We start from the raw sequence: 26,105 nt of genomic DNA on the forward strand, positions 1-26,105 counted from the left end.
GGCTATATCGCCCTGTGCCGGCGGCATCGCGCCAACAGCGACCGCCAATCTGGGAGAGAACGCCGTGACTGATAAAGCGACCGGGCCGCTGCCCGCTTCCGTCCTCGAAGCGCTGGGCCGCTACGACACGCCGACGATCTGCAATGCCATGGAGATCGTGGCGCCCGAGCGCCGGCTGATCGGCTACACCACCAAGCAACTGGTCTGCCCGTTTCCCGACCTGCCGCCGATCGTCGGCTATGCCCGCACGGTCGCGATCCGCTCGGTGCTGAAATCCTCGCTTCCGGCCGAAGAGCAGTCCAGGCGCCGCATCGAGTATTACGAATATGTCGGCACCGGCCATGGTCCGCGCATCTCGGTGATCCAGGACATCGATGGTCCCGACGTCGGCTACGGCGCGTTCTGGGGCGAGGTGCAAAGCAACGTGCACAAGGCGCTCGGCTGTCTCGGCGTCATCACCGACGGCTCGATCCGCGACATCCCGCAATGGGCGCCGGGCTTCCAGGCGCTGGCCGGCTCGATCGGCCCGTCGCATGCCTGGGTGCATGCGGAAAGCTTTGGCGGCGAGGTTCGCGTTGCCGGCATGACCGTGAAGTCCGACGACCTGATCCACGCCGACCAGCACGGTGCCATCGTGATCCCGCTCGACATCGCCGCCAAGCTGCCGGAGGCTGCCGAACTCTGCGGCCGCCGCGAGACGCCGATCTTGGAGATCGCCCGCAGCCCCGGCTTCTCGCTCGAGAAACTGAAGGCCGCGCTGAAGCGTTCGGCGGAGATTCACTGAGGGTTGATGGGGCGGCCTAAGGCTGCGACACCGGCCGTGGGCCGCCCTGTTCCGTCAGAAACAGGGCGGCCTGATCCGGCTCGCCGAACACTGCAGCGGCGCACCCGATCAGGGTGAAGCCGCCTGCAAGGTCCCACAGCGTGATGTCCTCCGCATTGTCCGGAAGGTGGATCAAGCGCGCTGCGATCACCGCGAAGGCGGCCTCGGCAAAGAGCACGAGGCTGAAGGCGGGCAGAACGAGTTCCGGCTCGAGCAGGTGGAGCGCCAACACCGCAGGCAGCGCGGTGAGAAGACTGAACAGCGTCAACATTGCAAAACGGCTCCCGCGATGGAGCATGCTGCAGGGCCGTAGAATAGCACTCATCCCTCGTGCCGCCCCCGTGGCGCAGGGCCGCAGCCGGAGGACGCACGATGAAGATGAATGGCAAGACGATCCTGGTAACCGGCTCGACCGACGGCGTCGGCCGCTACGTTGCGCGCCGACTGGCCGAAGACGGTGCAAGGGTCTTGATCCATGGCCGCGATGCGGCGCGTGCGAAGGTGTTGAGCGACGAGATCGCGAAGGCCGGCGGTGCCGCGCCGACCTTCTACCAGGCCGATCTGTCGTCGATGTCGGGTACGCGTGCGCTCGCCGAAGCGGTCATCCGCGATCACCAGCGTCTCGACGTCTTCGTCAGCAACGCCGGCATCGGTTCGCAGAACGACGGCCCGCAGCGGCAAGTTAGCGCCGACGGTCACGAGCTGCGCTTTGCCGTGAACTATCTCTCGGGTTTCCTGCTGGCCCATCTGTTGCTGCCGCTGCTCAAGGCTGCGGCGCCGTCGCGGATCGTCAACGTCGCCTCCCTCGGTCAGCATCCGATCGACTTCGACGACGTCATGATCACGCAGGGCTACAGCGGCTCGCGTGCCTATGCACAGAGCAAGCTCTCCCAGATCATGTTCACCATCGATTTCGCGGACGAACTGAGAGGGGCCGGTATCACGGTCAACTCGCTGCATCCTGCGACCTACATGAACACCACGATGGTGCGTGCCGGCGGCGTCACGCCGATCTCGACGGTGGAGCAGGGCGGCGCGGCGATCCTGCGCCTCGTCGAGGGCGATGATGTCGCAGGCAAGAGCGGGCTGTTCTTCAACGGCATGAACGAGGCACGTGCCAATCCGCAGGCCTACGATGCAGTTGCCCGCAAGCGCCTGCGCGAACTGAGCCTGAAGCTGACGGGCCTGGCACGCTAGCGCGCCGCAATCATGGTTAGCAAAGTGTTGAAATTCGTGTCGGCCATCGGCAAAGCCGGCCTCATCCCGATGCGCTGCGCCGGTCTGGCGTGCCGGCTCAACTTAACCTTTACGCGGCTTTAAGGGCGGCACTCTAGGGTTTCCGATGCGGTTCGGGGTTGGGCCGCGCCAGCGGCCAGGACGGCCGTTGTTGCGTACGCGTTGGAGTATCCCATGGATATCATGACGAGCGTCGGGCTCATTGCGGGCATCATCGTCATCACGATGATGATCTTCATGGGCGGCGACCTTCACATGTTCATCTCCGAACATGCCATGATCATCATCTTCGGCGGCTCGATCTCCGCCACCATGATCCGCTTTCCGCTCTCGGCACTCCTGCACGGCCTTCCGCTCGGCGCCAAGTTCGCCTTCACCATGAGCCGCCTGTCGGCACACGACCTCGTCGACGAGCTCGCCCGCATCGCCGAGATCGCCCGCAAGCAGGGCCCGGTGGGTCTGGAAAAGGTCGAGACCGACGAGCCCTTCCTCGCCAAGGGCATCCGCTACGTCGCCGACGGCTACGACCTCGACTTCATCCGCGACAATCTCGAGCGTGACCGCGACAACTTCCTCATGCACCTCGACGAGGGTAGCAAGATCTATCGCGCCATCGGCGATTGCGCTCCGGCCTTCGGCATGATCGGCACCCTGATCGGCATGGTGCAGATGTTCGCCAACATGACCGACCCTTCCAAGCTCGGCCCGTTCATGGCGACCGCACTGCTCGCCACGCTCTACGGCGCGCTGGTCGCGAACCTGTTCTGTCTGCCGATCGCCGACAAGCTGCACGGCAAGCTGCTGGACGAGGAGACCAACCGCACGCTGATCATCGACGGCATCCTGATGATCCGCGACTCCAAGAGCCCGACCCTGGTGCGCGAAATGCTGCTGGCCTACCTGCCGGAGAAGCATCGCAACGCCGAGGGCGAGCCGGTGCCGGCGTAAGCACGCCCGCCGGGATTTGAGACATGGCCAAGAAGAAACGCGGCGATGCCCATGGAGGCGGTCACGGCTGGTTCGTGACCTTCGCCGACCTCATGGGCCTGATGATGAGCTTCTTCGTGATGCTCGTGGCGTTCTCGACGCAGGACGCCAACAAGCTGAAGATCGTCGCGGGATCGATGCGCGACGCCTTCGGCGTGCAGAGCGAGGCGCGGTATGCCGGCATCGTCGAGTCCGACGGTTTGCCGACCCGCCCGCGGCTGAAGAACGTCGACCATATCCAGCCCGAGGATGCCTCCAACACGCCGACGCCGGACCAGGAGGATCGCGACCGCACGTCGGGCGCGAAGATCAAGGTCGACCGCAATTTCGCGCTCGCCGCAGCCTCGCTGCGCCAGGCGTTGCAGGACATGCCGGAGCTGACCGAGATGTCCAAGCACATCATGTTCGAGGAGACCAAGCAGGGTCTCAATCTGGAGATCGTCGACCAGGACGGCCGCTCGATGTTCGCCGACGGCTCCAAGGTGCCCTATGATCGCACCCGCCGCCTGGTCGAGAAGCTCGCGATCCCGCTCAAGGCCACGCCGCTGCGCGTCTCCATCGCCGGCCACACTGCGGCCGGCTTCGTGCCGACCCGCAGCGACTACGGCGCCTTCGATCTGTCGGCCGACCGTGCCAATGCCGTGCGCCAGATCCTCGAACGCGAGGGCCTGCCGCCGTCGCACATCTTCGCCGTCTCCGGCAAGGCGGACACCCAGCCGCTGTTTCCGGACGATCCTTCGCTCGCGGCCAACCGGCGGGTGACCATCACCCTGATGCGCGAAGATCCGCCGCTGCCGCCGAATCTCAAGCCCTAACCCTCTTGCGCTACCATCTTACCTGAGGCATGTCGTCGCGCTGGCGATGAGCGTGGCTGCGGCGTCACAGCATCCAGCTCGGCGCCTGCTATGGTGGTGCGCCGATTGACAGGCGCGCAGGAAGCGTCAAAAGGCGCCGGATCAATTCCAGGGAAGAAGCGTTTTCCACCCTCATGACGGCGAGCATCACACAGGCCGAGACCCAGGACGGGCCGGTCACCTCGGGCTTTTGGTCCCTTACGCTCGGGAGCATCGGCGTCGTCTTCGGCGATATCGGCACTTCGCCGCTCTACGCATTCCACGAGGCTGTCAAGGGCGCGGCCCATGGCGAGCCGGTCTCACGAGTCATGGTGCTCGGCGTGCTGTCGCTGATTCTGTGGGCGCTGCTGATCGTCGTCACCGCCAAATACGTCCTGCTGCTGCTGCGCGCCGACAACAACGGGGAGGGCGGCACGCTCTCGCTGATGGCGCTCGGCCAGCGCGCGCTCGGGCGGCGGAGCTGGTTCCTGCTCGCACTCGGCGTGGTCGGTGCCTCCATGTTCATCGGCGATTCCATGATCACGCCGGCGATCTCGGTGCTATCGGCGGTCGAAGGCCTGAAGCTCGCAACCCCCGCGCTCGAGCATTACGTCGTGCCGCTGACCGTCTTCATCCTGGCGCTGCTGTTCGCGGTCCAGAGCAAGGGCACGGCGCTGGTGGCCTCGGCCTTCGGGCCGGTGATGGTGATCTGGTTCACCGTCATCGCCGTGATGGGAGCCGTCCACATCGCCGACGATCCGTCCGTAATGGCGGCGATCAATCCCTATTACGCCGTGCAGTTCGTGCTGTCGCACGGCACGATTGGTCTTGTTACCCTCGGCGCCGTGTTCCTGGCGGTGACCGGGGGCGAGGCGCTCTATGCCGATCTCGGCCATTTCGGGCGCAAGCCAATCCAGTCGGCCTGGATGTTCTTCGTGCTGCCCGCGCTCTTGATCAACTATTTCGGGCAGGGCGCGCTGGTGCTGTCTGATCCCAGCGCGATCGAACACTCGTTCTATCGCATGGTGCCCGAGAGCCTGGTGCTGCCGCTGGTCGGGCTTGCGACCGCCGCGACCGTGATCGCGAGCCAGGCGGTGATCACCGGCGCCTATTCGCTGGTCTATCAGGCGGTACAGCTCGGCCTCTTGCCGCGCTTCGAGGTCCGCTACACCTCCGAGACTCACGCCGGGCAGATCTACCTGCCGCGGGTGAACCGGCTGCTGCTGATCGGCGTGATGCTGCTGGTGCTGTTGTTCCACACCCCCAGCAATCTGGCCTCGGCCTACGGCATCGCGGTCTCCACCACCATGGTCGCCGACGGCATCATGGGCTTCATCGTGATCTGGAAATTGTGGAACTGGCGCGCTGCCACGGCTGCGGCCGTGATCATGCCCTTCGTCGTCGTCGATCTGAGCTTCTTCAGCGCCAATCTCTTGAAGCTGCTTGAGGGCGCCTGGGTGCCGCTGCTGTTCGGCGTGGCCATGGCGGGAACGATCTGGACCTGGCGGAAGGGCTCCGGAATCCTGATCCAGAAGACGCGCCGGATCGAGGTGCCGCTGGACGATCTGATCCGCAGCCTGGAGAAGCGGCCCCCGCACATCGTCAAGGGCACCGCGGTGTTCCTGACCAGCGATCCCTCCTTTGTGCCGACCGCGCTGCTGCACAATCTCAAGCACAACAAGGTGCTGCACGAGCACAACGTGATCCTGACCATCGAGACCGCGCATACGCCCCGGGTCGACCTGGCGGAACGTTTCCGCATGGAGAAGATCAGCGAGAAGTTTTCGAAAGTCCGCCTGCGCTTCGGCTACATGGAGCAGCCGAACGTGCCCAAGGCGCTCGCGATCGCGCGCAAGCAGGGCTGGCAGTTCGACATCATGTCGACGTCGTTCTTCGTGTCCCGGAGGTCGCTGAAGGCTTCGGCGCAGTCGGGCATGCCGCTGTGGCAGGACCATTTGTTCATTGCGCTCAGCCGGTCCGCCAACGACGCCACGGATTATTTCCAGATCCCCACGGGACGGGTGGTTGAAGTCGGAACCCAAGTCACCATCTAGAACCCATCTGCCATAGCCATGCGAATCTGCATGGCTAAGCCCCGAAATCGGGCTAGGCTATGCCGGCAGCGCAGGACTATAAGCCGCGCGCTCTTCCGCCGTTGTGCAGTGAAGCATTTTAGAGGCCACTGGGCTCTCCCATGACAAGCGATGTAGTGATTTCCGCCCCGGAAACGGCGGCGGCCAATGGGCATGGCGAGGCCCATACCACCGCCCGTTTCGGTGCGCTGACCCTCGGCAGCATCGGCGTCGTCTACGGCGATATCGGCACCAGCCCGCTCTACGCGTTCCGCGAAGCGGTGATGGCCGCCTCTGGCGCAGAGGGGCTGCCGACCCCGGCGGCGGTGCTCGGCGTGGTCTCGCTGATCCTGTGGGCACTCATCGTCGTGGTGACGCTCAAATACGTCGTGATCCTGCTCCGGGCCGACAACAATGGCGAGGGCGGCACGCTGGCGCTGATGGCGCTGGCCCAGCGCGCGGTCGGCACCGGCGGGGCGACCGTCGTCCTGCTCGGCATCATTTCCGGCGCGCTGTTCTACGGCGATGCCGTGATCACGCCTGCGCTGTCGGTGCTGTCGGCGATCGAGGGCATGAAGGACGTCACGTTGCGGTTCGAGCCCTATATCGTGCCGCTGACCGTGGTGATCCTGGTCTGCCTGTTCGCCGTGCAGTCGCGCGGAACCGCCCGCGTCGCCGCCTTCTTCGGCCCGATCATGTGCGTCTGGTTTGCGGTCCTCGCGGCGGCGGCGATCCATCCGATCATCCAGCAGCCGCAAGTGCTGTATGCGCTGAACCCGCTCTATGCGGTCTCTTTCATGTTCCATCACGGCATCATCGGCTTCGTCACGCTGGGCGCGGTGTTCCTCGCGGTCACCGGGGCCGAGGCGCTCTATGCCGATCTCGGCCATTTCGGCAAACGGCCGATCCAGACCGCGTGGCTATTCATCGTGCTGCCGTCGCTGGCGCTGAACTATCTCGGGCAGGGCGCGCTCGTGCTCGGCGATCCCGGCGCCATCGTCAGCCCCTTCTTCCAGCTCTTCCCGCAAGGCTTCTTCCGCGGCTGCATGGTCGTGCTCGCCACCATGGCGACCGTCATCGCCAGCCAAGCGGTCATTACCGGCGCCTATTCGCTGACGCGCCAGGCAATTCAGCTCGGCCTGCTGCCCCGCTTCGAAATTCGTCATACGTCGGAAGCCCATTCCGGCCAGATCTTCATCCCGCGCATCAACCAGCTGCTGCTCGTCGCGGTGGTGCTGCTGGTGCTTTTGTTCCGCTCCTCCAGTGCGCTCGCGTCCGCCTACGGCATCTCCGTCACCGGGACCATGGTGGTCACGGCGATGATGGGCTTCGTCGTGATCTGGAAGGTCTGGCGCTGGTCGCCGCTCGCGGCCGGGGCGCTGATTGCGCCATTCCTGTTCCTCGACCTCACATTCCTGGCCGCCAACCTGCTCAAGGTGTTCGAGGGCGGCTGGGTGCCGCTGGCGCTCGGCGCGGTCATGATCATCCTGATGTACACGTGGCGGCGCGGCAGCCGGCTGCTGTTTGAGAAGTCGCGCAAGCTCGAGTTCCCGCTCGCCGATCTGGTGGCGATGCTGGAGAAGCGACCGCCGCAGCGGGTGCCCGGCACGGCCGTGTTCCTGACCTCGGACCCGCTCAGCGCGCCGACCGCGCTGATGCATAGTCTGAAGCACTACAAAGTCCTGCATGAGAAGAATGTCATTCTCACCATCGAGACGGCGCAGACCCCACGGATCGATCCAGCCGAGCGCGTCAAGCTGGAGCAGATCAGCCCGACCTTCTCCAAGGTGACGCTGAAGTTCGGCTTCATGGAATCGCCCAACGTGCCGAAGGCGCTGGCGATCGCCCGCAAGCTCGGCTGGCAGTTCGACATCATGTCGACCTCGTTCTTCCTGTCGCGCAGAGCGCTCAAGCCCGCCGTCCATTCCGGCATGCCGCGCTGGCAGGACCGGCTGTTCATCTCGCTCAGCCGCTCCGCCAACGATGCCACCGACTATTTCCAGATCCCCTCTGGCCGCGTGGTCGAGGTCGGAACGCAGGTGACGATCTAGGCGGCCAGCCAAACCCGCACTTCAAGTCGCTGCGATTTAGCTTTAACTTGCGCCGCGCGGCTCAAGCCTTTGTAGCGCTTGATTTTCGTGAGCCGAGAGGCGAGGTTGCCGCCGGCCGGGATAGGTCCGGCTGGCACGTGCGACGTTGGAGGATGATGTGGCAAACCAGGTGCAGGATCTGACCCCGGACGAGGTCTCCAAGGGTGTCGCGGAGGGCCGCTATCTCCTCGTCGACGTGCGCGAGCCGAACGAGGTCGAAGCCGAGGCCTATCCCTACGGCGTCGTGGTGCCGCTCTCGACCTTCGATCCCAAGGCGATCCCCGATCCCCAAGGCAAGGACGTCGTGTTCGCCTGCCGCTCGGGCAAACGCTCGGTGACGGCCTCGCTCGCGGCGCAGGCGGCGGGCCTGCCTTACGACAAGCATCTGGCCGGCGGCATGCTCGGCTGGAAGGCGGCGGGGCTTCCCAGCAAGGTCGGTGGCTGACCCCGCGATGACGTCCAAGAGCTCCTCGCTGAACAAGGTCTTCGCCGACCTTCCCGTTACCATCTTCGAGGCGATGTCGCAGGCCGCGCGCGACAATGCCGCCATCAATCTCGGCCAGGGCTTTCCCGACGATCCGGGTCCGGAGGACATCCGCCGCGCCGCGGCCGAGGCCTCGCTGAACGGCTACAACCAATACCCCTCGATGATGGGCCTGCCGGAGCTGCGCCAGGCGATCGCGACCCATTACGGCCATTGGCACGGCCTCAAGCTCGATCCGATGAGCGAGGTGATGGTGACCTCCGGCGGTACCGAGGCGCTGACCTCCGCGATCCTCGCGGTGGTCCAGCCCGGCGACGAGGTGGTCTGCTTCCAGCCGGTCTATGATTCCTATCTGCCGATCATCCGCCAGGCCGGCGGCATTCCGCGCCTCGTGCGGCTGGAGCCGCCGCACTGGCGCTTGAATGAGGACATGCTGAAAAGCGTCTTCAATTCAAAGACCAAGGCGGTGCTGTTCAACAACCCCTTGAATCCTAGCGCGGTGGTTTTCCCGCGCGAGGATCTCGAACTCTTGGCGCGCTACTGCCAGGAGTTCGACGTCATCGCGATCTGTGACGAGGTCTGGGAGCACGTCACCTTCGACGAGCACAAGCACATCCCGCTGATCACGATTCCCGGCATGCGCGAGCGCACCATCAAGGTCGGCTCGGCCGGCAAGATCTTCTCGCTGACGGGCTGGAAGATCGGCTTCGTCTGCGCCGCGCCGCCGCTCCTGCGCGTCGCCGCCAAGGTGCACCAGTTCCTGACCTTCACCACGGCGCCGAACCTGCAGGCCGCCGTCGCCTACGGCCTCGGCAAGCCCGACGAGTATTTCCTGTCGATGCGCAAGGACCTGATGCGGAGCAGGGATCGCCTGACCAAGGGGCTGGAGAGCCTCGGCTTCCCCGTGCTGAAGTCGCAAGGCACCTACTTCCTCACCGTCGACCTGTCGCCGCTCGGGCTCAACGAAAGCGATACCGAGTTCTGCTGGCGGATCGTGAAGGACTACAAGGTCGCGGCGATCCCGGTGTCGGCCTTCTACGAGCAGGACCCGGTGACCTCGGTGGTGCGCTTCTGCTTCGCCAAGAAGGACGAGACGCTCGACACCGCGCTGGAGCGGCTGTCGGACGCGGTGCGCGGACGCAAGAGGTAGAGATGACGGATGTCGGCCGCTGCGGATTTGGCCTTGGCCTTGCGATCGCCGCCGCGCTGAATTTGCTTTCCGCCCCTGTCAGGGCCGAGGAGCGGGTCGTCAATTTCTACAACTGGTCCAACTATATGGCGCCAGACGTCCTCGAGGCCTTCACCAAGGAGACCGGCATCAAGGTGGTCTACGACACCTTCGATGCCAACGAGACGCTGGAGACGCGCCTGATGGCCGGCAAGTCCGGCTACGACGTCGTGGTGCCCACGGCCTATTTCCTGCAGCGCCAGATCAAGGCCAACATCTTCCAGAAGCTCGACAAGTCGAAGCTGCCGAATCTGGAAAATGCCTGGCCGATGGTGACCAAGAACCTTGCGACCTACGATCCCGGCAACAACTACGCCGCCAACTATATGTGGGGCACGACGGGCATCGGCTACAACGTCGCCAAGGTGAAGCAGATCCTCGGGGCGGATGCCAAGATCGACAGCTGGGAGATCGTCTTCAAGCCGGAGAACCTGGCCAAATTTAGAGATTGCGGCGTCCACATGCTCGACTCCGCCGACGACATCTTTCCGGCGGCGCTGAACTATCTGGGGCTCGATCCGAACTCGACCAAGCAGGCTGACCTCGAGAAGGCCGCCGATGTCGTCGCGAAAGTCCGCCCCTCCGTGCGCAAATTCCACTCCTCCGAATATCTCAGCGCGCTCGCGACCGGCGAGATCTGCTTCGTGGTCGGCTGGTCCGGCGACATCATGCAGGCCCGCGCCCGTGCGGCGGAGGCCAAGAAAGACAACAGCAGCGGCGTCGAGATCGGCTACGCCATTCCGAAGGAGGGCGCGCAGATGTTCTTCGACAATCTTGCGATCCCCGCGGACGCCAAGAACGTGAGGGAAGCCTACGAGCTGATCAACTATCTCTACCGCCCCGACGTCGCCGCCAAGAACTCGGACTTCCTGTCCTACGCGAGCGGCAACCTCGCCAGCCAGAAGCTGGTCGATCCAAAGATCCTTGGTGACAAGAACATCTATCCGGACGAGGCGACGCTTTCAAAACTGTTCGTCATCACGGCGCGCGAGCCGGCGACCCAGCGCATCATCAACCGGCTCTGGACCAAGGTGAAGACGGGGCGGTGAGGGGCATTCGTCGCTCCGCTCTTCGCAATGACGGCGTAACTACCGCCACCTGCGATGCAGCCAGAGCCACTGCTCGGGATGCTCGCGCACCCAGCTCTCCACCACGCTGGTGATCGCCTGGGTGGTGCCCTGGATGTCGATCTTGCCGTCGGCATCGCGCACCGGCTGGATCTCCTCGGTGATCTCGGCGGTGAAGCGGCCGCCCGGCAGGCGGATGATGCGGACGCCGTGGATCGGGCATTCGACCTGGCGCAGCAGGCGGGCCAGCATCGGGTTGGCGCGGGTCTTGCGGCCGAAGAAGGTGACCTCGACGCCGCCGGTCAGATACTGGTCGATCAGCATGGCGACATGCTTGCCGTCCTTCAGCGCCTGCGCGAGGCGCAGCGGCGCGTCCCGCCCGGCCGGGATCAACGTGCCCATGTTGACCTGGCGCATCTCCTGGATGATGCGGTCGGCAGAGGCAATGTTGGGCCGGCGGTAGAGGATCGCGGCATCGAGGCCATGCGAGACGGCGGCGAGCGCCGGCAATTCCCAATTGGCCAGATGCGCGGCGAAGATCAGCGCCGGCTTGCCGTCGTCGCGGATCTGGTCGAACAGCTCGATGCTGCGCGCCGGGAGTTCGATGCGGCTGTTTTCGGGATCGTCGCGCTCGTAATCCCAGACCTGATCCATATGGGCGAATTCGGCGCCGACGCGGCCGAGATTGTCCCAGACGCCCATCAGGATCTGTTCGATCTCTTCGGGCGACTTCTCCGGAAACGCTGCGGTGAGGTTGGCGCGGCCGATGCGGTGCTCGCGCAGGCGCGGGCCGATCAGCTTCACCACGCGCGCGAAAAAGTCCGAGGTCTTGGCCGGATCGAAATAGCGCGTGGTGCGCAGCATGCCCACGGTAGCGGCGCCGATCAGGCTGCCGCCGATCGATTTCGCAGCCTCCCGCGCGCGGGCCTTCGTCCTCGCAGGAAGCAGCGCCATGCGTCCGGTCAGGCCGGTTCGCGGGTCAGGATCAGCGAGGCGTTCTGGCCGCCGAAGCCGAACGAGTTCGACATCACCGCGGTGACGCGGGCGTCGCGTGCCTTGTTGCCGACGACGTTGAACAGGATCGTGGGATCCGGCGTCTCGTAATTGATCGTCGGCGGGATGCGCTGATGCTCGAGCGTGAGCAGCGAGAAGATCGCCTCGACCGCGCCTGCCGCCGAGATGGTGTGGCCGACCATCGACTTGTTGGAGGTCACCGGAATCTTCTGCGCGAGCTCGCCGAACACGGCCGATGTCGTGTTGAACTCCATCTTGTCGTTCTCGGGCGTCGCCGTGCCGTGCGCGTTGATGTGGTCGATCTGGTCCGGCGTCATGCCGGCATCGGCCAGCGTCTTGTTCATGCAGCCGATGATCGGCTTGCCATCGGGCGAAGAGCGGGTGCGATGGAAGGAATCGGTGAGCTCGCCGCAGCCGGCGATCACGCCGAGGATCTTTGCGCCGCGCGCGGTGGCGGCCTCGTAGCTTTCCAGCACGAGCGCGCCGGCGCCTTCGGCCATGACGAAGCCGTCGCGGTTCTTGGAGAAGGGGCGGGAGGCCGCTTGCGGCGGATCGTTCTGGGTCGACAGCGCCGAGAGCAGCGAGAAGCGCACGAGGGCCTCGGGGTTCACGGTGCCGTCGGTCGCGACGCACAGCGCAGCATCGGTCTCGCCGCGGCGGATCGCCTCGACGCCGAGCTGGATCGAGGTGGCTCCGGACGCGCAGGCCGTCGACAGCGAGATCGGCGAGCCCTTGGTGCCAAAGGTCTCGGCGAGATGCGCGGCCACCGAGCCGAACATGAAGCGGTGATGATAGGCGCTGTACTTGCCGCCGCCGGAGATGCGCAAGAGATCGTCATAGTTGAAGTCGAGCGCACCGACGGCGCGGCCGAGCTCGCGGCGCTGCGGCCATTCGACTTCGACCGGCGCAACCGCGAGGAACAGGGGTCCCGGGAAATCGGCCTTGGCGCCGATGCCGGCCTGCTCGAGCGCTTCCTCCGTCACGAGCTCAGCCATCCGCTCGGACAGGGCGGTGGAGGAGAACGGATCGACGCTGACGAAATCGACGGTGCCGGCCATCGTGGTCTTCAGGCCGTCGACCGGAAAGCGCGTGATGGTGCGGATGCCGGATTCGCCGGCGACGAGCTTGGCCCAATTGTCGGCCTTGCCGGCACCGAGCGAGGTCATGATGCCCATGCCGGTGACGACGACGACGGGACGCCCGAGTTTGTCGCGTGGTGCAGTCATGTTGATCCCCCGATAGACCTAGAGCATGATCCGGAAAAGTGTGACGCGGTTTTCCGGAAAGATCATGCTCCAAACATTAACTCGCTAAAGCGCGACGCGTTTTAGCTAACTGCCTCGACCAGCGCCATGCCTTCGCCGCGCCAGTGTCCGGCCCCCACCACCACAATCTGGGTGGGCGCTCCCTGCATTTCAATCTCGGTGCCCGTGGAATCGTTCGGCGGGAACAGCGCACCGCGCGAGATCGAGAGCGCGGCGAGCGCGATGCCGAGCGGGAATTGCGTCTCCATCGTGTGGCCGAACATCGTGCCGGTCGAACGCACCGGGAAGTCGGCATGGCCCTTCAGGAAGTCGCGCTCTTCGCTTGTGGCGGGCTCTGCACCGGTCGCGCCCGAGATGATCGCGCCCTTGCCTTCGCACCTGGGCAGCTTGGCCCACAGCTGCTCCAGCGTCGCGGCCATGTCGCCGGGCTGCTTGCGCCGGGCGAGGTCGGCGACGACGCTCGACAGTCTTGCGAACGGCTTTGCCCCGCGCGCTTGCGCATGCGCTTTCGACTCCAGCACCAGGAAGGCGCCGGCCGAGCCGAGTGCGAAGCCGGCGTGGTCCTTGCGCGCCCAGACAGGAGTGAACTTGTCCTTGAGGTTGAAATCGCCGAATTCGTAGAGGACGAGCAAGTCCTTGCGCTCGCCATTGTGCGAGCCGCCGACCAGCGCGATGTCGCTCTCGCCCGAGGCGATGCGCGCAAGCGCAATGCGGGCGGCATCGGCGCCGGCAACCTCTTCGCCCATGAAGGTGCGCGAGGTGCCGCCAAGTCCGTGCACGATGGCGATGTTGCCGGCGAGCAGGTTGGAGAGCTGCGCCAGGAACAGCGTCGGCCTGAGATCGCTCATCAAGCGCTCGTTGAGGAAGCCGGGCGCGTTCGCGCCCTTGGCCTCGGCCGTCAAGACGCCGGTGTCGACGTTGAGATCGCGCTCGCCGCCGCCTGCTGCCACCACCATGTCGATCTTCGACAGGATGTCCTTGTTGCCCTTGATCCCGGCGGAATCGAGCGCAAGGCCGGCGGCATAGGTGCCGATGCGCTGCCAGGCTTCCATCTGGCGCTGGTCGCCCTTCTTCGGGATCTGGCTGTCGAAGCTAACAGGCGTCAAGGGATGCACGACGTAGGGCGCAAAGCCCTTCTCGTCGACATTGATGCGCTTCTCCTGAAGCGCGCCCCAGTTGGCGTCCAGGCCCTCGCCGAGCGAGGTCGCGAGTCCAATGCCGGTGATCCAGACTTCGGTCTGGCCGGGCTTCGAAGCAGTGTCAGTCATGGCGATACGGCCTGTTGCGGAAAGCCGACGCGCTCGGCGACTTTCGCCATGTAGCCGCGCATATCCGCATTGGGGAAGGGGATCAGCGTGAAGGTCAGCGCCGAATTCGCGCGCAGCTTGCCGCCGACCCTGATCTTGGCTTCGGTCATGGCATAGCCGGAGCCTTCATGGGTGAGGCTCGCTTCGATGCTCATGAGATCGCCGGGGAAGACCGAGCCGCGGACCTTGGCCTCCTTCACGGCGGCAAGGATCGGCATGCGTTCAAACTTGAACACGCCGAGCTGAAGCCAGCCCGAGGCCTGCGCCATCGATTCGATCAGGAGCACGCCGGGCATCAAGGGGTAACCCGGGAAGTGCCCCTCGAAGATGGTGCTCTCCTGCGGGACCTGCGCTTCGACGACGATCGTCTTCTCGTCGACCTTGAGGTCGACGATGCGATCGATCATGTGGAAGTATTCGAGTTGCATGACCGCGCGCTTAGGCGCTCGCGCCCTTGGCCGCAACCAGTTCGTCGATGCGGGCGCACAGATTCTTCAGCACGAAATACTGCTCGGTGGTCGCCTTGCCGTCGTTGACCTCCTGGGTCCACTTTTCCAGCGGGAGCTTGATGCCGAACTGCTTGTCGATCGCAAACGCGATATCAAGGAAATCGAGGCTGTCGATGCCGAGATCGTCAATGGCATGACTATCCGGCGTGATCGTGTCGCGCGGGATGTCGCAGGTTTCAGCGATGATCGTGGCGACCTGATCGAATGTGGAAGACATCACTAAGCCTTTGATATATTGCTGATATTTGTCAGATTGTCCAGAGTGGCACGGTGGGTGGGCATCGCGCCCCTTATGACGCCCTCAAACCCCCCTCTGGCCGGGTCGAAAGCCCGTATATCGGAGCGCCGCCCTGAGTTCAATGGAGCCGGGCAGGCGGCGAGACAGGGCTGGGGATGCCCCGGCTGAAGTCCCCTGCTCGCCGAGGCCGGGGCGAGACGGGCCTAGATGTGCGGCGTCGTGATCTTGACGCAGTCGCGACGGCCCATCAGCACGCAATCCTGGGTCCGGCGGAGGTCGGCGATGCTCACCGCGAGCCAAATTCCGATTGCGGTCAGCGCGATGGTGAAGGCCAGCGCCGCGATGTTGGCGAGCATACGATGGCGGAAATCGTCCGGCTCGGCGCGGGGCTTCTCGTAGCGCGACAGGTCGAGCGGTTCGGGGGCGACTCGCAACGGCTGCACGGTGCCGCTACCTCGGTGGACCGTCGGGGAAGGCGAGGTGCGCGGCCTGAACTGGAGCACCCGGTGCTCGTCGTCAGAGCTTATGGGCCGCTGGGTAGTCATGGGGCGGGGATCACTCCGAAGCAGCGATTTTAGATAGCACACGTGATGAACGTGTTGCAGAAAATCTTCGCAATGCCCGCGTGCATTTGTACGCTCGCACTATTTGTGCATGGAGTGTGGGACGCGACCGCGGAACCGGCCGTCGTGTCGGCGGCAGGGATGCAAGGGTTGCGTTGCAACAACAGAGGTAGCAAGGGCCAAGGACTTCACACCTTCGTTCCCCTTTTGCATCGGCTTGTGATCTCCGCGTCCTTCCGAACACGTTTTGCCGCCGCATGGCCCATGCCATAGTCGTGGAACCTGAACCGTCAGTTGCATCCATGCGAGGGGCCTTCGACCATGACCACGACCAACGCGCGTGAGCCGAGAGTGCACCCGGTCCCGATCCTGTCGCTCCGGCCGACGCAGATGACGGTCGGCATGCGCGAGGTCAAGGAGAAGCGGAAGCGCTGGCGCGAGCATGACAAGAAGAAGCAGGCCGATCTTCTCGGCAAGCACATGATCCCCGTCGTCTACGGCCCCGACGCCCGGTACTATGTGATCGACCATCATCATCTCGGCCGGGCGCTGCACGACGAAGGCGTCAAGGAGGTGCTGGTGACCATCGTCGGCGACCTCCGCATGGTCGAGCGCGAGGCCTTCTGGGGCGTGATGGACAACAAGCGTTGGGTCTATCCTTACGACGCCAAGGGCGAACGGCGACAGTTCCGCGACCTGCCCAAATCGGTTGCCGATCTCAAGGACGATCCGTTCCGCAGCCTTGCCGGCGAATTGCGCCGCCTGGGCGGATTCGCCAAGGACACCACGCCGTTCTCCGAATTCCTGTGGGCCGATTTCCTGCGCCGAAAAGTCTCGCGCAAGACGGTGGAGGCCGATTTCGACAAGGCGATCGAGAAGGCGATGTCCGCAGCCAAGAGCAAGGATGCGATCTATCTGCCCGGCTGGTGCGGTCCGGAGGACGATGATTAGGGGCGTCGGAAATCGCGTGCGGTGATGCTTCACATCAGTCGCGCTGGAAGATCCTGGCGCCGGGATAGGCGCGGCGGGCGTAAGTGACCACCAGCGCGCGGTCCTGGGTGTCCAGGAACGGCGTTCGGATCTGGCTCGACCCGACGATGAGGTGCCACAGGCCATTGAGCTTCTGGATCACGATCTTCATTTGAATAGTCCTTGATGACTCCCATTCCAGCGAATGCTGCTGGTCGCCGCAGTGCTCAGGATCGTGTCGGCGGATGTAGAATTCCCAACACGGCCGCGCTCCGCTGCAAAATACGTCGACCATTGTTAGTTGGTTACGGAATGCGTCCAGATAAGCCGGATCCCATCACAGGCGCTTGAGTGAAATCAATTTCCGCGCCCATGAAACCGTCCTGAAACAGAGCAGTCCCATTTCTATGGGGTAGACGAGCTCACACAGGAGGCGAACATGCGCCGTCTGGTTTTCGCAATTGCCTTGCTCGCGGTCGCTTCGGCAGGGATTTCGGCATCGTTTGCCGCAGTTCACCACGCCAAGTCGTTGACGTTCGCGGAGCGCTTTGCTCCGGCGCTCGAGTTGATGGCGAAGCGTTAGCAGCTGATCGCTTCGACGTGGACATCAGGTCGCACCCGTCGACCGGCCGCACGCGGCGATGGCCGGATCAGGCTTGACCTGCCGCAAGTCTGCCTCGCTTTGACCGGTTAGAGTCTGCCTGCATGGTTGCAGAAGCAGCGTTGTGCCCCGACGTCGCGGGCCCGGGCTCCAAGTCATGCAAGACTGGAGGCACGGCCGTGAGCATCATCTTTCGCATCGTCTTTATCGTCGCCGGCGCGGTCACCGCGCTGTTCGTCGCGCGCGATGCCCTGAACTTCACCGTCATCCAGACCTTTGTCGCCGTCCTGCTCGTGACAGCCGTCGTGGGGGCTGGAAGTCTCTGGAGCATGCGGCGGAAGACGTGAGCAGGACAGAAAGCGGCGGTTCGGCCGGGCTCAGCGAAACCGAGGCCCGGCTGCGGCTGCAACAGGAAGGTTACAACGAACTGCCACGGCCCGAACGGCGCACGCCGCTGCGCATCGTGCTGGAGGTGTTGCGCGAGCCGATGCTCGCCCTCCTTCTGTGTGGCGGGCTGGTCTACCTGCTGCTCGGCGACCTCCGCGAGGCGCTGCTCCTCCTGGCATTCGGCGCCATCTCCGTCGTGATTACGATCGTGCAGGAAACCCGCACCGAGCGCGTGCTGGAGGCGTTGCGAGAGCTGACCAGTCCGCGAGCGCTCGTGGTCAGGGACGGGGAGCGCCGGCGCATCGCGGGCCGGGACGTCGTTCGCGGCGATCTCCTCGTCCTGGCCGAGGGCGATCGGATTCCAGCGGATGCGGTACTCGTCAGCGCGCGTGATCTGGCGGTCGATGAGTCCCTGCTGACCGGAGAATCGGTCCCGGTTCGCAAGCAGGCCCTCAAGACGCCGGTCGCCAAAGCTTCCTTGACTGAAAAGGCCGCCTTGGCTGAGCATCGCCCGGGCGGCGATGACCTGCCCTTCGTGTATTCGGGCTCGCTGGTCGTGCGAGGCGAGGGCCTCGCCGAGGTCGAGGCCACCGGCCCTCGCAGCGAGATCGGGAAGATCGGGCTGTCGCTGCATGGTTTGAAGCCGGAGCCGCCGCGGCTGCAGCAGCAGACCGCACGGCTCGTACGGCTTTGCTTTCTCGGCGGCGCGGCGATCAGCCTGGCCGCCGTCCTGCTTTACGGAATGTTGCGCGGGGATTGGCTGCAGGCGATGCTCGGAGGCATCGCGATCGGCATGTCCATGCTGCCTGAGGAGTTTGCCGTTGTCCTCACGGTGTTCATGGCCATGGGCGCCTGGCGGATCTCGAAGGCGCGGGTGCTGACGCGGCGCGCGGCCGCGATCGAGGTGCTCGGCTCCGCCACGGTGCTGTGCACCGACAAGACCGGCACGCTGACACAGAACCGGATGTCGGTTGCGGAGCTGAGGCTACGCGATGGGACGAGCGTGCGCCCCGTGTCTTCGCAGCCGGCGCCCCTGGGAGCGGAGTTTTTCGAGCTGGCGCGTTGCAGTGCTCTAGCGAGCTCGCCCGAACCATTCGATCCGATGGAGAAGGCCCTGCATGCGTTCGCGCAGGCGAGCCTGCCGGAGGATGATGAACCCCCGGGCGCTCGGACCTTGATCCGCACCTACGGCCTGCGCCCCGAGCTGCTGGCGATGACCCAGGTTTGGCAATCGTCCCAGGGAGTGTTCGCCTCGGCCAAAGGTGCTCCCGAAGCGATTGCGCGCCTCTGCAAGTTGGAGGGTGCGGACCAGGACGCGATGCGCGATGCGGTCGCGGCGATGGCGAAGGATGGTCTTCGCGTGCTGGGCGTGGCCGCCGCGACCTGCGACGGCGAGGCCCTGCCGAGCTCGCAGGAAGGTTTTTCGTTTCGCTTCCTCGGTCTGGTCGGGTTGGCCGATCCGCTTCGTCCGCACGTCCCCGAGGCGGTGGCCGAATGTCGTTCGGCCGGCATCCGCGTCGTCATGATTACGGGCGACTATCCGGCGACCGCCATGGCGATCGCCAGGCAGGCCGGGCTCGACGTCAACGAGGTCGCGACCGGTGAGCAGATCAGGCTCGCGGACGAGAGCGGGCTGGAGGCCCTCGTCAGGAACGTGAACGTGTTTGCGCGGGTCCTGCCGGAGCAGAAGCTGCGGATCGTTCAGGCGATGAAGCGCAGCGGCGAGATCGTCGCGATGACCGGCGACGGCGTCAACGACGCGCCGTCCCTGAAGGCGGCCCATATCGGGATCGCGATGGGGGGCCGCGGCACCGATGTCGCCCGCGAGGCATCCTCGATCGTCCTGCTCGACGACGATTTCGGCTCCATCGTCGCATCCATCCGGCTGGGGCGCCGAATCTACGACAATCTCCGCAAGGCGATGGCCTTCATTTTCGCCGTCCACGTTCCGATCGCGGGGCTTGCCCTGCTTCCGCTGGTCTTCGGGCTGCCTCTGATTCTCGGACCCGTTCACATTGCGTTTCTGGAGCTGATCATCGACCCGGTCTGCTCGCTCGTGTTCGAAGCCGAGCGGGAGGAGCGCGATGTCATGACGCGCCCGCCGCGGCGCGCCGATGCGGAATTGTTCTCGTGGGCTTTGGTCGGCTGGAGCATCCTTCAAGGCGTCATGGCATTTGCCTTGATCGCCGTGATTTTCGTCGTTGCGCTTCGTTCCGGTATTCCACCCGACGAGGCGCGCACGCTGGCTTTCATCGCGCTGGTCGTCTGCGTCGTCGCGCTGGTGCTGGTCAACCGGTCCTTCAGCGCGTCGTTCTTGTCAGCGTTCTTCCGTCCGAATCCGGCTTTGCTCTGGATATTCCTGTCGATCGCGCTCGTTCTGGCCGCGGCCCTGTTCTGGCCGCCAGCGTCCAGCCTGTTTCGTTTCGGCCCCCTGCACCTCGACGATCTCATGGTCACGCTCGGCGCGGGATTGCTGGTACTCACGGTGCTCGAACTGCTGAAGCCGGTTTGGGCGCGGCGACTGCGATTCTAAATGGTGACGCGGCAGGTCGATCGCTCATCGCGGCGCGCGGCGGGAATCGTTCAGCGTCGGGAATTCGTGCAGCCAACGGAAGACGCCTGCGAGATGCTGACGTCGTTTCATTAGAACAGGTCTAGTCTACATAGATTCTACGACGTGAATGTCCGAAAGACTTTGATTGTGCGTTCGGAGTCTTTGCATGGTCGTCCCCGTAAATTCGGGGACTGGGAATGCTGGAATTTGTGTTTGACGCACGCGCAACGAAGCGCGGATGCGTGTCGACGTTGTGCGGTCTTCTCGTGCTTCCTCCGGCCATCGCCTTTGGCGGCAACGCGCAAGCCCAGGGCGTGAGTGGAGCATCGGATCTTCCGCCCGTCGTGGTCGAGCAAGGCCGCGCGAACAAGCGTCAGGTCACGACATCGCGCAGCTCGCGATCTGCGAGTGTCCGACGTGCGCGATCGCGCGTGGCAGGACAGGCTGCCGAGGCCGGTTCTCAGCCGGCCTCCGCTGCGGTGGAACGCGGTACGGATCCGGTGAAGGGGTTTGTGCCCGTCGTCAGCTCGGCTGCGATGAAGTCCGACACACCTATTCTTGAGACACCTCAATCCGTTTCGGTGGTCAGCCGCGATCAGCTCGATGCGCGCTCGGCCACGACGCTTGTCGAAGGATTGCAGTATGTCGCAGGTCTCGCCATCCAGCCGGGCGGCAAAGACCCGCGCTTCGACAACGTCTTCATCCGCGGCTTCGACAACAATGGCTACGGTGCCTATCGCGACGGGCTTCGTGAGGTCGGCGATCCCAACTTCTTGTCGCTGTTCCGCAACGAGCCCTATGGCTTCGAACGCATCGACGTCATCAAGGGACCGAGCTCGGTCATGTACGGGCAGGGCGCGCCGGGCGGCCTCGTTGACGTCATCAGCAAGCGGCCGCCCGAACGGGCCTTCGGCGAGATCGTCGGCCAGTTCGGCAATTACGACCGCTTCCAGGGCGCTTTCGATTTCGGCGGTCCCGCGACCAAGGACGGTACGCTGCTCTATCGGCTGACCGGCGTGTTCAGGGATTCCGATGCGCAGATCGCGAACTTCTCGAATTTCGTGAAGGACAACCGGACCTATATCGCCCCGGCCGTGACCTGGAAGCCGACCAACGATACGACGCTGACCATTCTCGCCGACTACACGCACGATGTGACTGGAAATGCCTTTCCGCTGTCGATGGTCCATGTGACGGGCGGGAAGGTCACCGGCATCACGGCATTGCCGGTGTTTCTCGGCGACCCCAGCTACAACAAATTCGACCAGGAGCAGGAGCGTGTCGGCTACCAGCTCGAGCACCGCTTCAACAACAACCTGATCTTCGAATCCAGGGCTCGTTATGGCCACACCGAGCTCGATTATCGGTATCTGACGTTCATCGGAACTCCGCTCGATACGACCACGGTTTTTCCGCGACGTTCGATGCGTATCCGGGAGCAGATCGACACCCTGTCGACCGACAACCACCTGATCAGCAAGTTCAGCACCGGGCCGCTCCAACATACGGTGGTCTCCGGCGTCGACTATCTGACGTTCAACATGACGGACCGGACCTATTTCGGAGCTGCACCGCCGCTGAGCAAGATCAATCCCGTCTATGACCAAACCATCGCGGTTCCGACTGCGCTCACCGCCCCCTCGGCGAACCAGACGATCGACCAAGTCGGCGTCTATGCGCAGGACCAGATGAAGATCCAGAACTGGATCTTCACGTTGGGCGGACGTTACGACGCCTCGGAACAGAACACCTACGCCTTGGCGACCAACAAGACCACCGACACCAAGGACACGGCCTTCACCAAGCGAGGAGCCGTCTCCTACGTGTTCGATTCCGGAGTGGCGCCTTACTACAGCTATTCGGAATCGTTTCTGCCGACGCCGGGCACGGACTTTGCGGGCAGCCCGTTCAAGCCGACGAGGGCGCAGCAGCATGAGATCGGCGTCAAATATCAACCGTCGCGGACCTTGTTGATGACGGTGGCGCTGTATGACTTGACGCGGCAAAACTCGCTCACGAGCGATCCATCGCATCTCGGCTTCTCGGTCCAACTCGGCGAAGTGAATTCGCGCGGCTTCGAGTTCGAGACGCTGGCGCAGATCATGCCCGGGCTGAACCTGGTGGCGACCTACACCAACCAGGATGTGAAGGTGACGCAGAGCACTGGCACCGACCTCGGCAAGGTGCCGACGCTGGTCGCCCGCCAGATGGCGTCGGCCTATCTCGACTACACTATCCAGGGCGGCACATGGGATGGCTGGGGTCTTGGCGGCGGCGTCCGCTACAACGGGCCGACCTTCGCCGATATCACCAACACCATCGTCAACGAGGGCTACGTCGTGTTCGATGCCGGCCTGCATTATCGCCAGCCGAAGGGCGTCAACCTGGCGCTCAACGTGAAGAACATCGCCGATCGCGTCACGCTTGCCTGCACGGCGAACGGCGGCTGCCAATACACCAGCCCGCGCACCATCACGGGCACCGTCAGCTATCGCTGGTAGAGATCATGGTTCAGGCACGCACGATCCGGCTATGGTCGCGCATTCACACCTGGACGTCGCTGGTGTGCATGCTGTTTCTGCTGATGCTGTGCGTGACCGGGCTTCCGCTGGTCTTCCACGACGAGATCGACGATCTGCTCGAGGATGAGATCGCGGCGCCCGCCATGCCGGAGGGAACGCCGCGTCTCTCGCTCGACCGGATGATCGCTGCGGCTCAAGCGCGCTTTCCGGGGCACTACGTCCTGCTTCTCAATCTCAAGCAGACGGAGCCGCTGGTGACGGTCGCGGTGTCTCCGACCGCTGTCCCGGCGCCGGGTAACTTCCATCGTCTAACGTTCGATGCGCGGACGGCCGAAATGCTCGGGGAGGAGGCTCCACATCAGAGCGTCATGGATTTCGTGTTGCGAATTCACAAGGACATGTTTGCAGGCCTGCCGGGCGAATTGTTTCTCGGCGCGATGGGTCTCGTGTTCGCCGCGTCGATCATCTCCGGCGTGATCGTCTATTGGCCGTTCATGCGCCGGCTCGATTTCGGCACGATCCGACGGCGATCATCGCCTCGCGCCGAATGGCTCGACACCCATAATCTCTTCGGCATCGTTACCGTGACCTGGGCGACGGTGGTGGGTCTCACCGGCATGATCAACACGCTGGCGACGCCGCTGTTCGACCTGTGGCGCGCGCAGTTGATCCCGGTCTTGCTGGCGCCTCATCTAGGCAAGCCCGTGGCTCCGATCCCGTCGGTTCAGACTGCCGTCGAGCTCGTCCGCGCGAGATTTCCGGATCGTCTGGTCACCTCGGTGACGATGCCGACATCGGCACGCTTCGGCAGCCCGCAGCACTTGGTCATCTGGACCAAGGGCGCGACGCCCTTCACGGCGCGCATGCTCCAGCCGATGCTCGTCGACGCCAATGACGGCAAGACGATCGTGGCCCCCGAGGTGCCCTGGTATCTGAAGACGCTTCAGGTCTCGCGCCCGCTGCATTTCGGGGACTATGGCGGGCTTCCGCTGAAAATCATTTGGGCGCTGCTGGACTTCATCACGATCATCGTCCTCGTCAGCGGGATCTATCTCTGGATCGCGCGGCGGAAATCCTCGGTCCGCCGCAAGCGGCTCGACGCGGGCCGGTCCGCGGCAGTCGGCGTCTAGTCCTATGGCCATTCCCTCCCGGAACCAGCCTCGGGTCCACAGAAGCGCATGGGATGTCTTCCGCTGGCCTGTCCTTGTCGGCGTCATCTGCGGCGCAGGGCTCGGCCTTGCGCTCGTCGGAGACGGTGTCTGGGACGCTCTTTCGTGGCTGGCATTGTCGCTGCCGGTCGTTCTGGCCATCTTCTGCTGGCGTCGCGCGGATCAACCGCGCTGAGGTCTATGGATGCCGATCGGGCTCTGACAGCAGCGTTTTCACGCTGCAGCGGGGACACGAGAGTCTTTACCGCAGCGGCTTCTTCAGGAGCGAGAAGCGGTCCGGATCGAGCCCCATCGAGGGCTGCAGCATCGGGGCCTCGACGTTGGAGAGCGTCTTGGCGGGCGGAGCCGAGAACACAGGGTCGTTCGGCACGTCGCGCTGCGAGGTGGCGCCGCGCCAGCGTTCGAGCACGGCGCTGACGAAGTGCATGTCGTGGCCGGAGGTGACCGAAGGAACGCTGCTGATGGTAGCCTCGCCGCGCGGCAATTGGTGCGGCGGCACCTCCTTGAAGCGCAACCGGGTCGGCAGTGCGACGCCTTCGCCGAAGGCCAGCACTTCACGCGTGCCGAGCGAAGGCACGAAGGAGAGCAGGTTTGCGGCGGCGTCCGACACCGCGGCGCGCAGCAGCGCCTGGTCGCGCTCGTTGGCAAGTCGCATCGTGAACAGCGTATTGCACTGGGAGATGATGGTGGCGTCGAGCTCGGCCGGACGCTGGGTGATGAGGCCGAGATAGACGCCGTATTTGCGGCCTTCCTTGGCGATGCGCGACACCGCCTTGCGGGTCGGGCCGAAGCCGATGTTGCGGTCGGCGGAGGCGTAGCGATGCGCTTCCTCGCAGACGAACAGCAGCGGCGAGACGCCGTCGCTCCACAGGCCGAAATCGAAGGCCATGCGGCACAGCACCGAGACGACGGAATCGATGACCTCGGCCGGGAAGCCGGCGAGCTGCATCACCGTCATCGGCTTGCCGTTCGCCGGCAGGCGGAACAGATGGCTGATGACCTCGGCCATGGTGTCGCCGCCGACATTGGCGTTGTCGAACATGAAGGCGTAGCGGGGGTCGTTGCGCACCGCTTCGATGCGCGAGATCAGCTTGTGATAGATGATGCGCGAGGAGCGGTTCTCGAGCTTGCCCATGCGCTCGTCGATCAGCGACATCAGGTCGACCAGGCGGTACGGCACCGGGGTGTCGACGGTGTAGCCGATCTGCTTGGGATCGATGCGCTTGAGGCCGATGCGGTCGGCGTTCTGGTATTGGGTGTACACCCCCTTGGCGAGCGGGATCACCTCGGCCAGGATGTCGAGCTCCTCGGGCACGCCGGCGCGGCCGCCGAACAGCACGTCGACGATTTCCTCGAAATTGAACAGCCAGAACGGCAGCTTCAGGTTTCGAGGGTTGAGCACCAGCGCGCGGTCGCCGAAGCAACGGCCATATTCGTTGTGCACGTCCAGCAGGAAGATGCGCAGGTTCGGGCGCGCCTTCAGGATCTCGTTGAGCAGCAGCGACACGCCGGTGGATTTGCCGACGCCGGTCGATCCCAGCACTGCAAAATGCTTGGACAGCATTTCCTCGACATCGACATAGGCGACGACCGAGCGATCCTGCTGGAGGAAGCCGACATTGATCTGGTCCGAGCCGGTCGGCGCGTAGATCGTGCGCAACTCCTGGCTGGTAATCAGATCGACGGAATCGCCGATGGTCGGATAGTTGGTGACGCCGCGCTGGAATTTCGGCTTGTCGCTGGCGTTGAGGATCTCGCCGAGCAGGTCGACCGAGGCAACCGCGATATAACTGTCGCTGCTCGACAGGTTCTCGCAGGACACCTCGGTGATCATCGCAACGATGACCGAGCTGGCGCTGCGAATACTGACGAAGCGGCCTACGGTCGCCCGAACTTCCGAGATCGGCATCTGGCTTTCTGCCAGCAGCCCGACCCGGGCCAGCGATCCGCGAACCGAAATCACGCGTCCAAAGGATGTCACGATGAATGAACCTGGCGAGAGCGAGGGATTTGCCCGGACTATGCGCGGCCGCGGCTGCACAAACGGTTAAGCGCCAGGCGCGGGCACTTCGTTAAATCCGCGACAATTCGGCCGCGAGGTTTGTTCCGATTGCATACCTACTGGCGGAAACGGCGGGAAATTGGCGCAATTTCGCGCCATTGGCGCCGATAGGCAATTAAGGAACA

At 64.3% G+C, this 26,105-nt stretch carries 24 protein-coding genes; 15 read left to right on the forward strand and 9 right to left on the reverse strand.

The annotated features are described in order from the left end of the window. Positions 1-64: 64 nt before the first annotated feature. On the forward strand, positions 65-784 hold the full coding sequence (locus GA0061098_RS04360) for an RraA family protein (protein WP_091954065.1): 720 nt from the start codon (positions 65-67) through the stop codon (positions 782-784). Positions 785-800: 16 nt separating this feature from the next. On the opposite strand, the gene GA0061098_RS04365 is transcribed toward GA0061098_RS04360, so the two are convergent. After that, entirely contained in the window at positions 801-1,094 is a 294-nt protein-coding gene (locus GA0061098_RS04365) for a hypothetical protein (RefSeq protein WP_018320938.1), read from the reverse strand. Between the two features lie 101 nt (positions 1,095-1,195). Between GA0061098_RS04365 and GA0061098_RS04370 the strand changes: the two genes are divergently transcribed. The 8 genes from GA0061098_RS04370 (at position 1,196) to GA0061098_RS04405 (ending at position 10,802) form a co-directional block, all read left to right on the forward strand. After that, positions 1,196-2,020, forward strand: a complete 825-nt coding sequence (locus GA0061098_RS04370; protein ID WP_091954068.1) for an SDR family NAD(P)-dependent oxidoreductase — start codon at positions 1,196-1,198, stop codon at positions 2,018-2,020. A gap of 213 nt (positions 2,021-2,233) precedes the next feature. Beyond that, the gene (locus tag GA0061098_RS04375; protein WP_091954071.1) at positions 2,234-3,007 is read left to right on the forward strand and encodes a motility protein A; all 774 of its coding nucleotides are present in this window, start codon (positions 2,234-2,236) and stop codon (positions 3,005-3,007) included. 23 nt (positions 3,008-3,030) lie between these two features. Further along, the gene (locus tag GA0061098_RS04380) at positions 3,031-3,861 is read left to right on the forward strand and encodes an OmpA/MotB family protein (RefSeq protein WP_018320942.1); all 831 of its coding nucleotides are present in this window, start codon (positions 3,031-3,033) and stop codon (positions 3,859-3,861) included. Positions 3,862-4,034: 173 nt separating this feature from the next. Then, complete coding sequence (locus GA0061098_RS04385; protein ID WP_165637159.1) at positions 4,035-5,933, forward strand: potassium transporter Kup; 1,899 nt, start codon at positions 4,035-4,037, stop codon at positions 5,931-5,933. Positions 5,934-6,073: 140 nt separating this feature from the next. Then, positions 6,074-8,002, forward strand: coding sequence for a potassium transporter Kup (locus GA0061098_RS04390; protein WP_091954077.1), 1,929 nt, complete (start codon positions 6,074-6,076; stop codon positions 8,000-8,002). A gap of 157 nt (positions 8,003-8,159) precedes the next feature. After that, the gene (locus GA0061098_RS04395; RefSeq protein WP_026202463.1) at positions 8,160-8,486 is read left to right on the forward strand and encodes a rhodanese-like domain-containing protein; all 327 of its coding nucleotides are present in this window, start codon (positions 8,160-8,162) and stop codon (positions 8,484-8,486) included. Between the two features lie 7 nt (positions 8,487-8,493). Further along, positions 8,494-9,675, forward strand: coding sequence for an aminotransferase (locus tag GA0061098_RS04400; RefSeq protein WP_091954081.1), 1,182 nt, complete (start codon positions 8,494-8,496; stop codon positions 9,673-9,675). Positions 9,676-9,677: 2 nt separating this feature from the next. After that, positions 9,678-10,802 carry a polyamine ABC transporter substrate-binding protein gene (locus GA0061098_RS04405; RefSeq protein ID WP_091954084.1) on the forward strand — a complete coding sequence of 375 codons (1,125 nt, stop codon included), beginning with the start codon at positions 9,678-9,680 and terminating at the stop codon, positions 10,800-10,802. 39 nt (positions 10,803-10,841) lie between these two features. On the opposite strand, the gene GA0061098_RS04410 is transcribed toward GA0061098_RS04405, so the two are convergent. The 6 genes from GA0061098_RS04410 to GA0061098_RS04435 form a co-directional block, all read right to left on the reverse strand. Next, entirely contained in the window at positions 10,842-11,774 is a 933-nt protein-coding gene (locus GA0061098_RS04410) for a lipid A biosynthesis lauroyl acyltransferase (RefSeq protein WP_091954087.1), read from the reverse strand. Positions 11,775-11,782: 8 nt separating this feature from the next. After that, positions 11,783-13,060 (reverse strand): beta-ketoacyl-ACP synthase, encoded by a 1,278-nt coding sequence (locus GA0061098_RS04415; protein WP_091954090.1) that lies wholly within the window; start codon positions 13,058-13,060, stop codon positions 11,783-11,785. 101 nt (positions 13,061-13,161) lie between these two features. Next, positions 13,162-14,367 carry a beta-ketoacyl-ACP synthase gene (locus GA0061098_RS04420; RefSeq protein WP_091954093.1) on the reverse strand — a complete coding sequence of 402 codons (1,206 nt, stop codon included), beginning with the start codon at positions 14,365-14,367 and terminating at the stop codon, positions 13,162-13,164. Continuing rightward, positions 14,364-14,834, reverse strand: a complete 471-nt coding sequence (locus tag GA0061098_RS04425) for a 3-hydroxyacyl-ACP dehydratase FabZ family protein (RefSeq protein WP_091954096.1) — start codon at positions 14,832-14,834, stop codon at positions 14,364-14,366. Before GA0061098_RS04425 ends, GA0061098_RS04420 begins: the two co-directional genes overlap by 4 nt. Before the next feature lie 10 nt (positions 14,835-14,844). Next, positions 14,845-15,132 carry an acyl carrier protein gene (locus GA0061098_RS04430; protein WP_007592476.1) on the reverse strand — a complete coding sequence of 96 codons (288 nt, stop codon included), beginning with the start codon at positions 15,130-15,132 and terminating at the stop codon, positions 14,845-14,847. 224 nt (positions 15,133-15,356) lie between these two features. Further along, the gene (locus tag GA0061098_RS04435; RefSeq protein WP_018320952.1) at positions 15,357-15,698 is read right to left on the reverse strand and encodes a hypothetical protein; all 342 of its coding nucleotides are present in this window, start codon (positions 15,696-15,698) and stop codon (positions 15,357-15,359) included. Positions 15,699-16,037: 339 nt separating this feature from the next. On the opposite strand from GA0061098_RS04435, the gene GA0061098_RS04440 reads away from it, so the two are divergent. Next, positions 16,038-16,667, forward strand: a complete 630-nt coding sequence (locus tag GA0061098_RS04440; protein WP_028145250.1) for a ParB-like protein — start codon at positions 16,038-16,040, stop codon at positions 16,665-16,667. Between the two features lie 34 nt (positions 16,668-16,701). Here the strand turns inward: GA0061098_RS04440 and GA0061098_RS44735 are convergent, their stop codons facing one another. Beyond that, entirely contained in the window at positions 16,702-16,857 is a 156-nt protein-coding gene (locus tag GA0061098_RS44735; protein WP_165637160.1) for a hypothetical protein, read from the reverse strand. Between the two features lie 267 nt (positions 16,858-17,124). Between GA0061098_RS44735 and GA0061098_RS44740 the strand changes: the two genes are divergently transcribed. From GA0061098_RS44740 to GA0061098_RS04460, 5 genes are all read left to right on the forward strand, one after another. Continuing rightward, complete coding sequence (locus tag GA0061098_RS44740) at positions 17,125-17,268, forward strand: hypothetical protein (protein ID WP_165637161.1); 144 nt, start codon at positions 17,125-17,127, stop codon at positions 17,266-17,268. A 197-nt stretch (positions 17,269-17,465) separates the two neighbouring features. Then, positions 17,466-17,633, forward strand: coding sequence for a hypothetical protein (locus GA0061098_RS44745; RefSeq protein WP_165637162.1), 168 nt, complete (start codon positions 17,466-17,468; stop codon positions 17,631-17,633). Continuing rightward, complete coding sequence (locus tag GA0061098_RS04450; RefSeq protein ID WP_091954101.1) at positions 17,630-20,206, forward strand: HAD-IC family P-type ATPase; 2,577 nt, start codon at positions 17,630-17,632, stop codon at positions 20,204-20,206. Before GA0061098_RS44745 ends, GA0061098_RS04450 begins: the two co-directional genes overlap by 4 nt. 452 nt (positions 20,207-20,658) lie before the next feature. Next, positions 20,659-22,728 (forward strand): TonB-dependent siderophore receptor, encoded by a 2,070-nt coding sequence (locus GA0061098_RS04455; protein ID WP_245323153.1) that lies wholly within the window; start codon positions 20,659-20,661, stop codon positions 22,726-22,728. Positions 22,729-22,733: 5 nt separating this feature from the next. Next, positions 22,734-23,879 (forward strand): PepSY-associated TM helix domain-containing protein, encoded by a 1,146-nt coding sequence (locus tag GA0061098_RS04460; RefSeq protein WP_091954104.1) that lies wholly within the window; start codon positions 22,734-22,736, stop codon positions 23,877-23,879. Positions 23,880-24,159: 280 nt separating this feature from the next. Here GA0061098_RS04460 and GA0061098_RS04470 read toward each other — a convergent pair whose 3' ends face one another. Next, positions 24,160-25,899, reverse strand: a complete 1,740-nt coding sequence (locus tag GA0061098_RS04470; RefSeq protein ID WP_026202466.1) for an ATP-binding protein — start codon at positions 25,897-25,899, stop codon at positions 24,160-24,162. Between the last annotated feature and the right edge of the window lie 206 nt (positions 25,900-26,105).

The organism is Bradyrhizobium shewense (assembly GCF_900094605.1).
Taxonomy (GTDB): domain Bacteria; phylum Pseudomonadota; class Alphaproteobacteria; order Rhizobiales; family Xanthobacteraceae; genus Bradyrhizobium; species Bradyrhizobium shewense.

Bases quoted from the DNA above. Each gene is read 5' to 3' on its own strand.
- GA0061098_RS04435 (WP_018320952.1), bottom strand. From the start codon at position 15,698: ATGACTACCCAGCGGCCCATAAGCTCTGACGACGAGCACCGGGTGCTC.
- GA0061098_RS04440 (WP_028145250.1), top strand. From the start codon at position 16,038: ATGACCACGACCAACGCGCGTGAGCCGAGAGTGCACCCGGTCCCGATC.
- GA0061098_RS04390 (WP_091954077.1), top strand. From the start codon at position 6,074: ATGACAAGCGATGTAGTGATTTCCGCCCCGGAAACGGCGGCGGCCAAT.
- GA0061098_RS04425 (WP_091954096.1), bottom strand. From the start codon at position 14,834: ATGCAACTCGAATACTTCCACATGATCGATCGCATCGTCGACCTCAAG.
- GA0061098_RS04400 (WP_091954081.1), top strand. From the start codon at position 8,494: ATGACGTCCAAGAGCTCCTCGCTGAACAAGGTCTTCGCCGACCTTCCC.
- GA0061098_RS04375 (WP_091954071.1), top strand. From the start codon at position 2,234: ATGGATATCATGACGAGCGTCGGGCTCATTGCGGGCATCATCGTCATC.
- GA0061098_RS04430 (WP_007592476.1), bottom strand. From the start codon at position 15,132: ATGTCTTCCACATTCGATCAGGTCGCCACGATCATCGCTGAAACCTGC.
- GA0061098_RS04410 (WP_091954087.1), bottom strand. From the start codon at position 11,774: ATGGCGCTGCTTCCTGCGAGGACGAAGGCCCGCGCGCGGGAGGCTGCG.
- GA0061098_RS04380 (WP_018320942.1), top strand. From the start codon at position 3,031: ATGGCCAAGAAGAAACGCGGCGATGCCCATGGAGGCGGTCACGGCTGG.
- GA0061098_RS04405 (WP_091954084.1), top strand. From the start codon at position 9,678: ATGACGGATGTCGGCCGCTGCGGATTTGGCCTTGGCCTTGCGATCGCC.
- GA0061098_RS04365 (WP_018320938.1), bottom strand. From the start codon at position 1,094: ATGTTGACGCTGTTCAGTCTTCTCACCGCGCTGCCTGCGGTGTTGGCG.
- GA0061098_RS44735 (WP_165637160.1), bottom strand. From the start codon at position 16,857: ATGAAGATCGTGATCCAGAAGCTCAATGGCCTGTGGCACCTCATCGTC.
- GA0061098_RS04370 (WP_091954068.1), top strand. From the start codon at position 1,196: ATGAAGATGAATGGCAAGACGATCCTGGTAACCGGCTCGACCGACGGC.
- GA0061098_RS04385 (WP_165637159.1), top strand. From the start codon at position 4,035: ATGACGGCGAGCATCACACAGGCCGAGACCCAGGACGGGCCGGTCACC.
- GA0061098_RS04460 (WP_091954104.1), top strand. From the start codon at position 22,734: ATGGTTCAGGCACGCACGATCCGGCTATGGTCGCGCATTCACACCTGG.
- GA0061098_RS44740 (WP_165637161.1), top strand. From the start codon at position 17,125: ATGCGCCGTCTGGTTTTCGCAATTGCCTTGCTCGCGGTCGCTTCGGCA.
- GA0061098_RS04415 (WP_091954090.1), bottom strand. From the start codon at position 13,060: ATGACTGCACCACGCGACAAACTCGGGCGTCCCGTCGTCGTCGTCACC.
- GA0061098_RS04420 (WP_091954093.1), bottom strand. From the start codon at position 14,367: ATGACTGACACTGCTTCGAAGCCCGGCCAGACCGAAGTCTGGATCACC.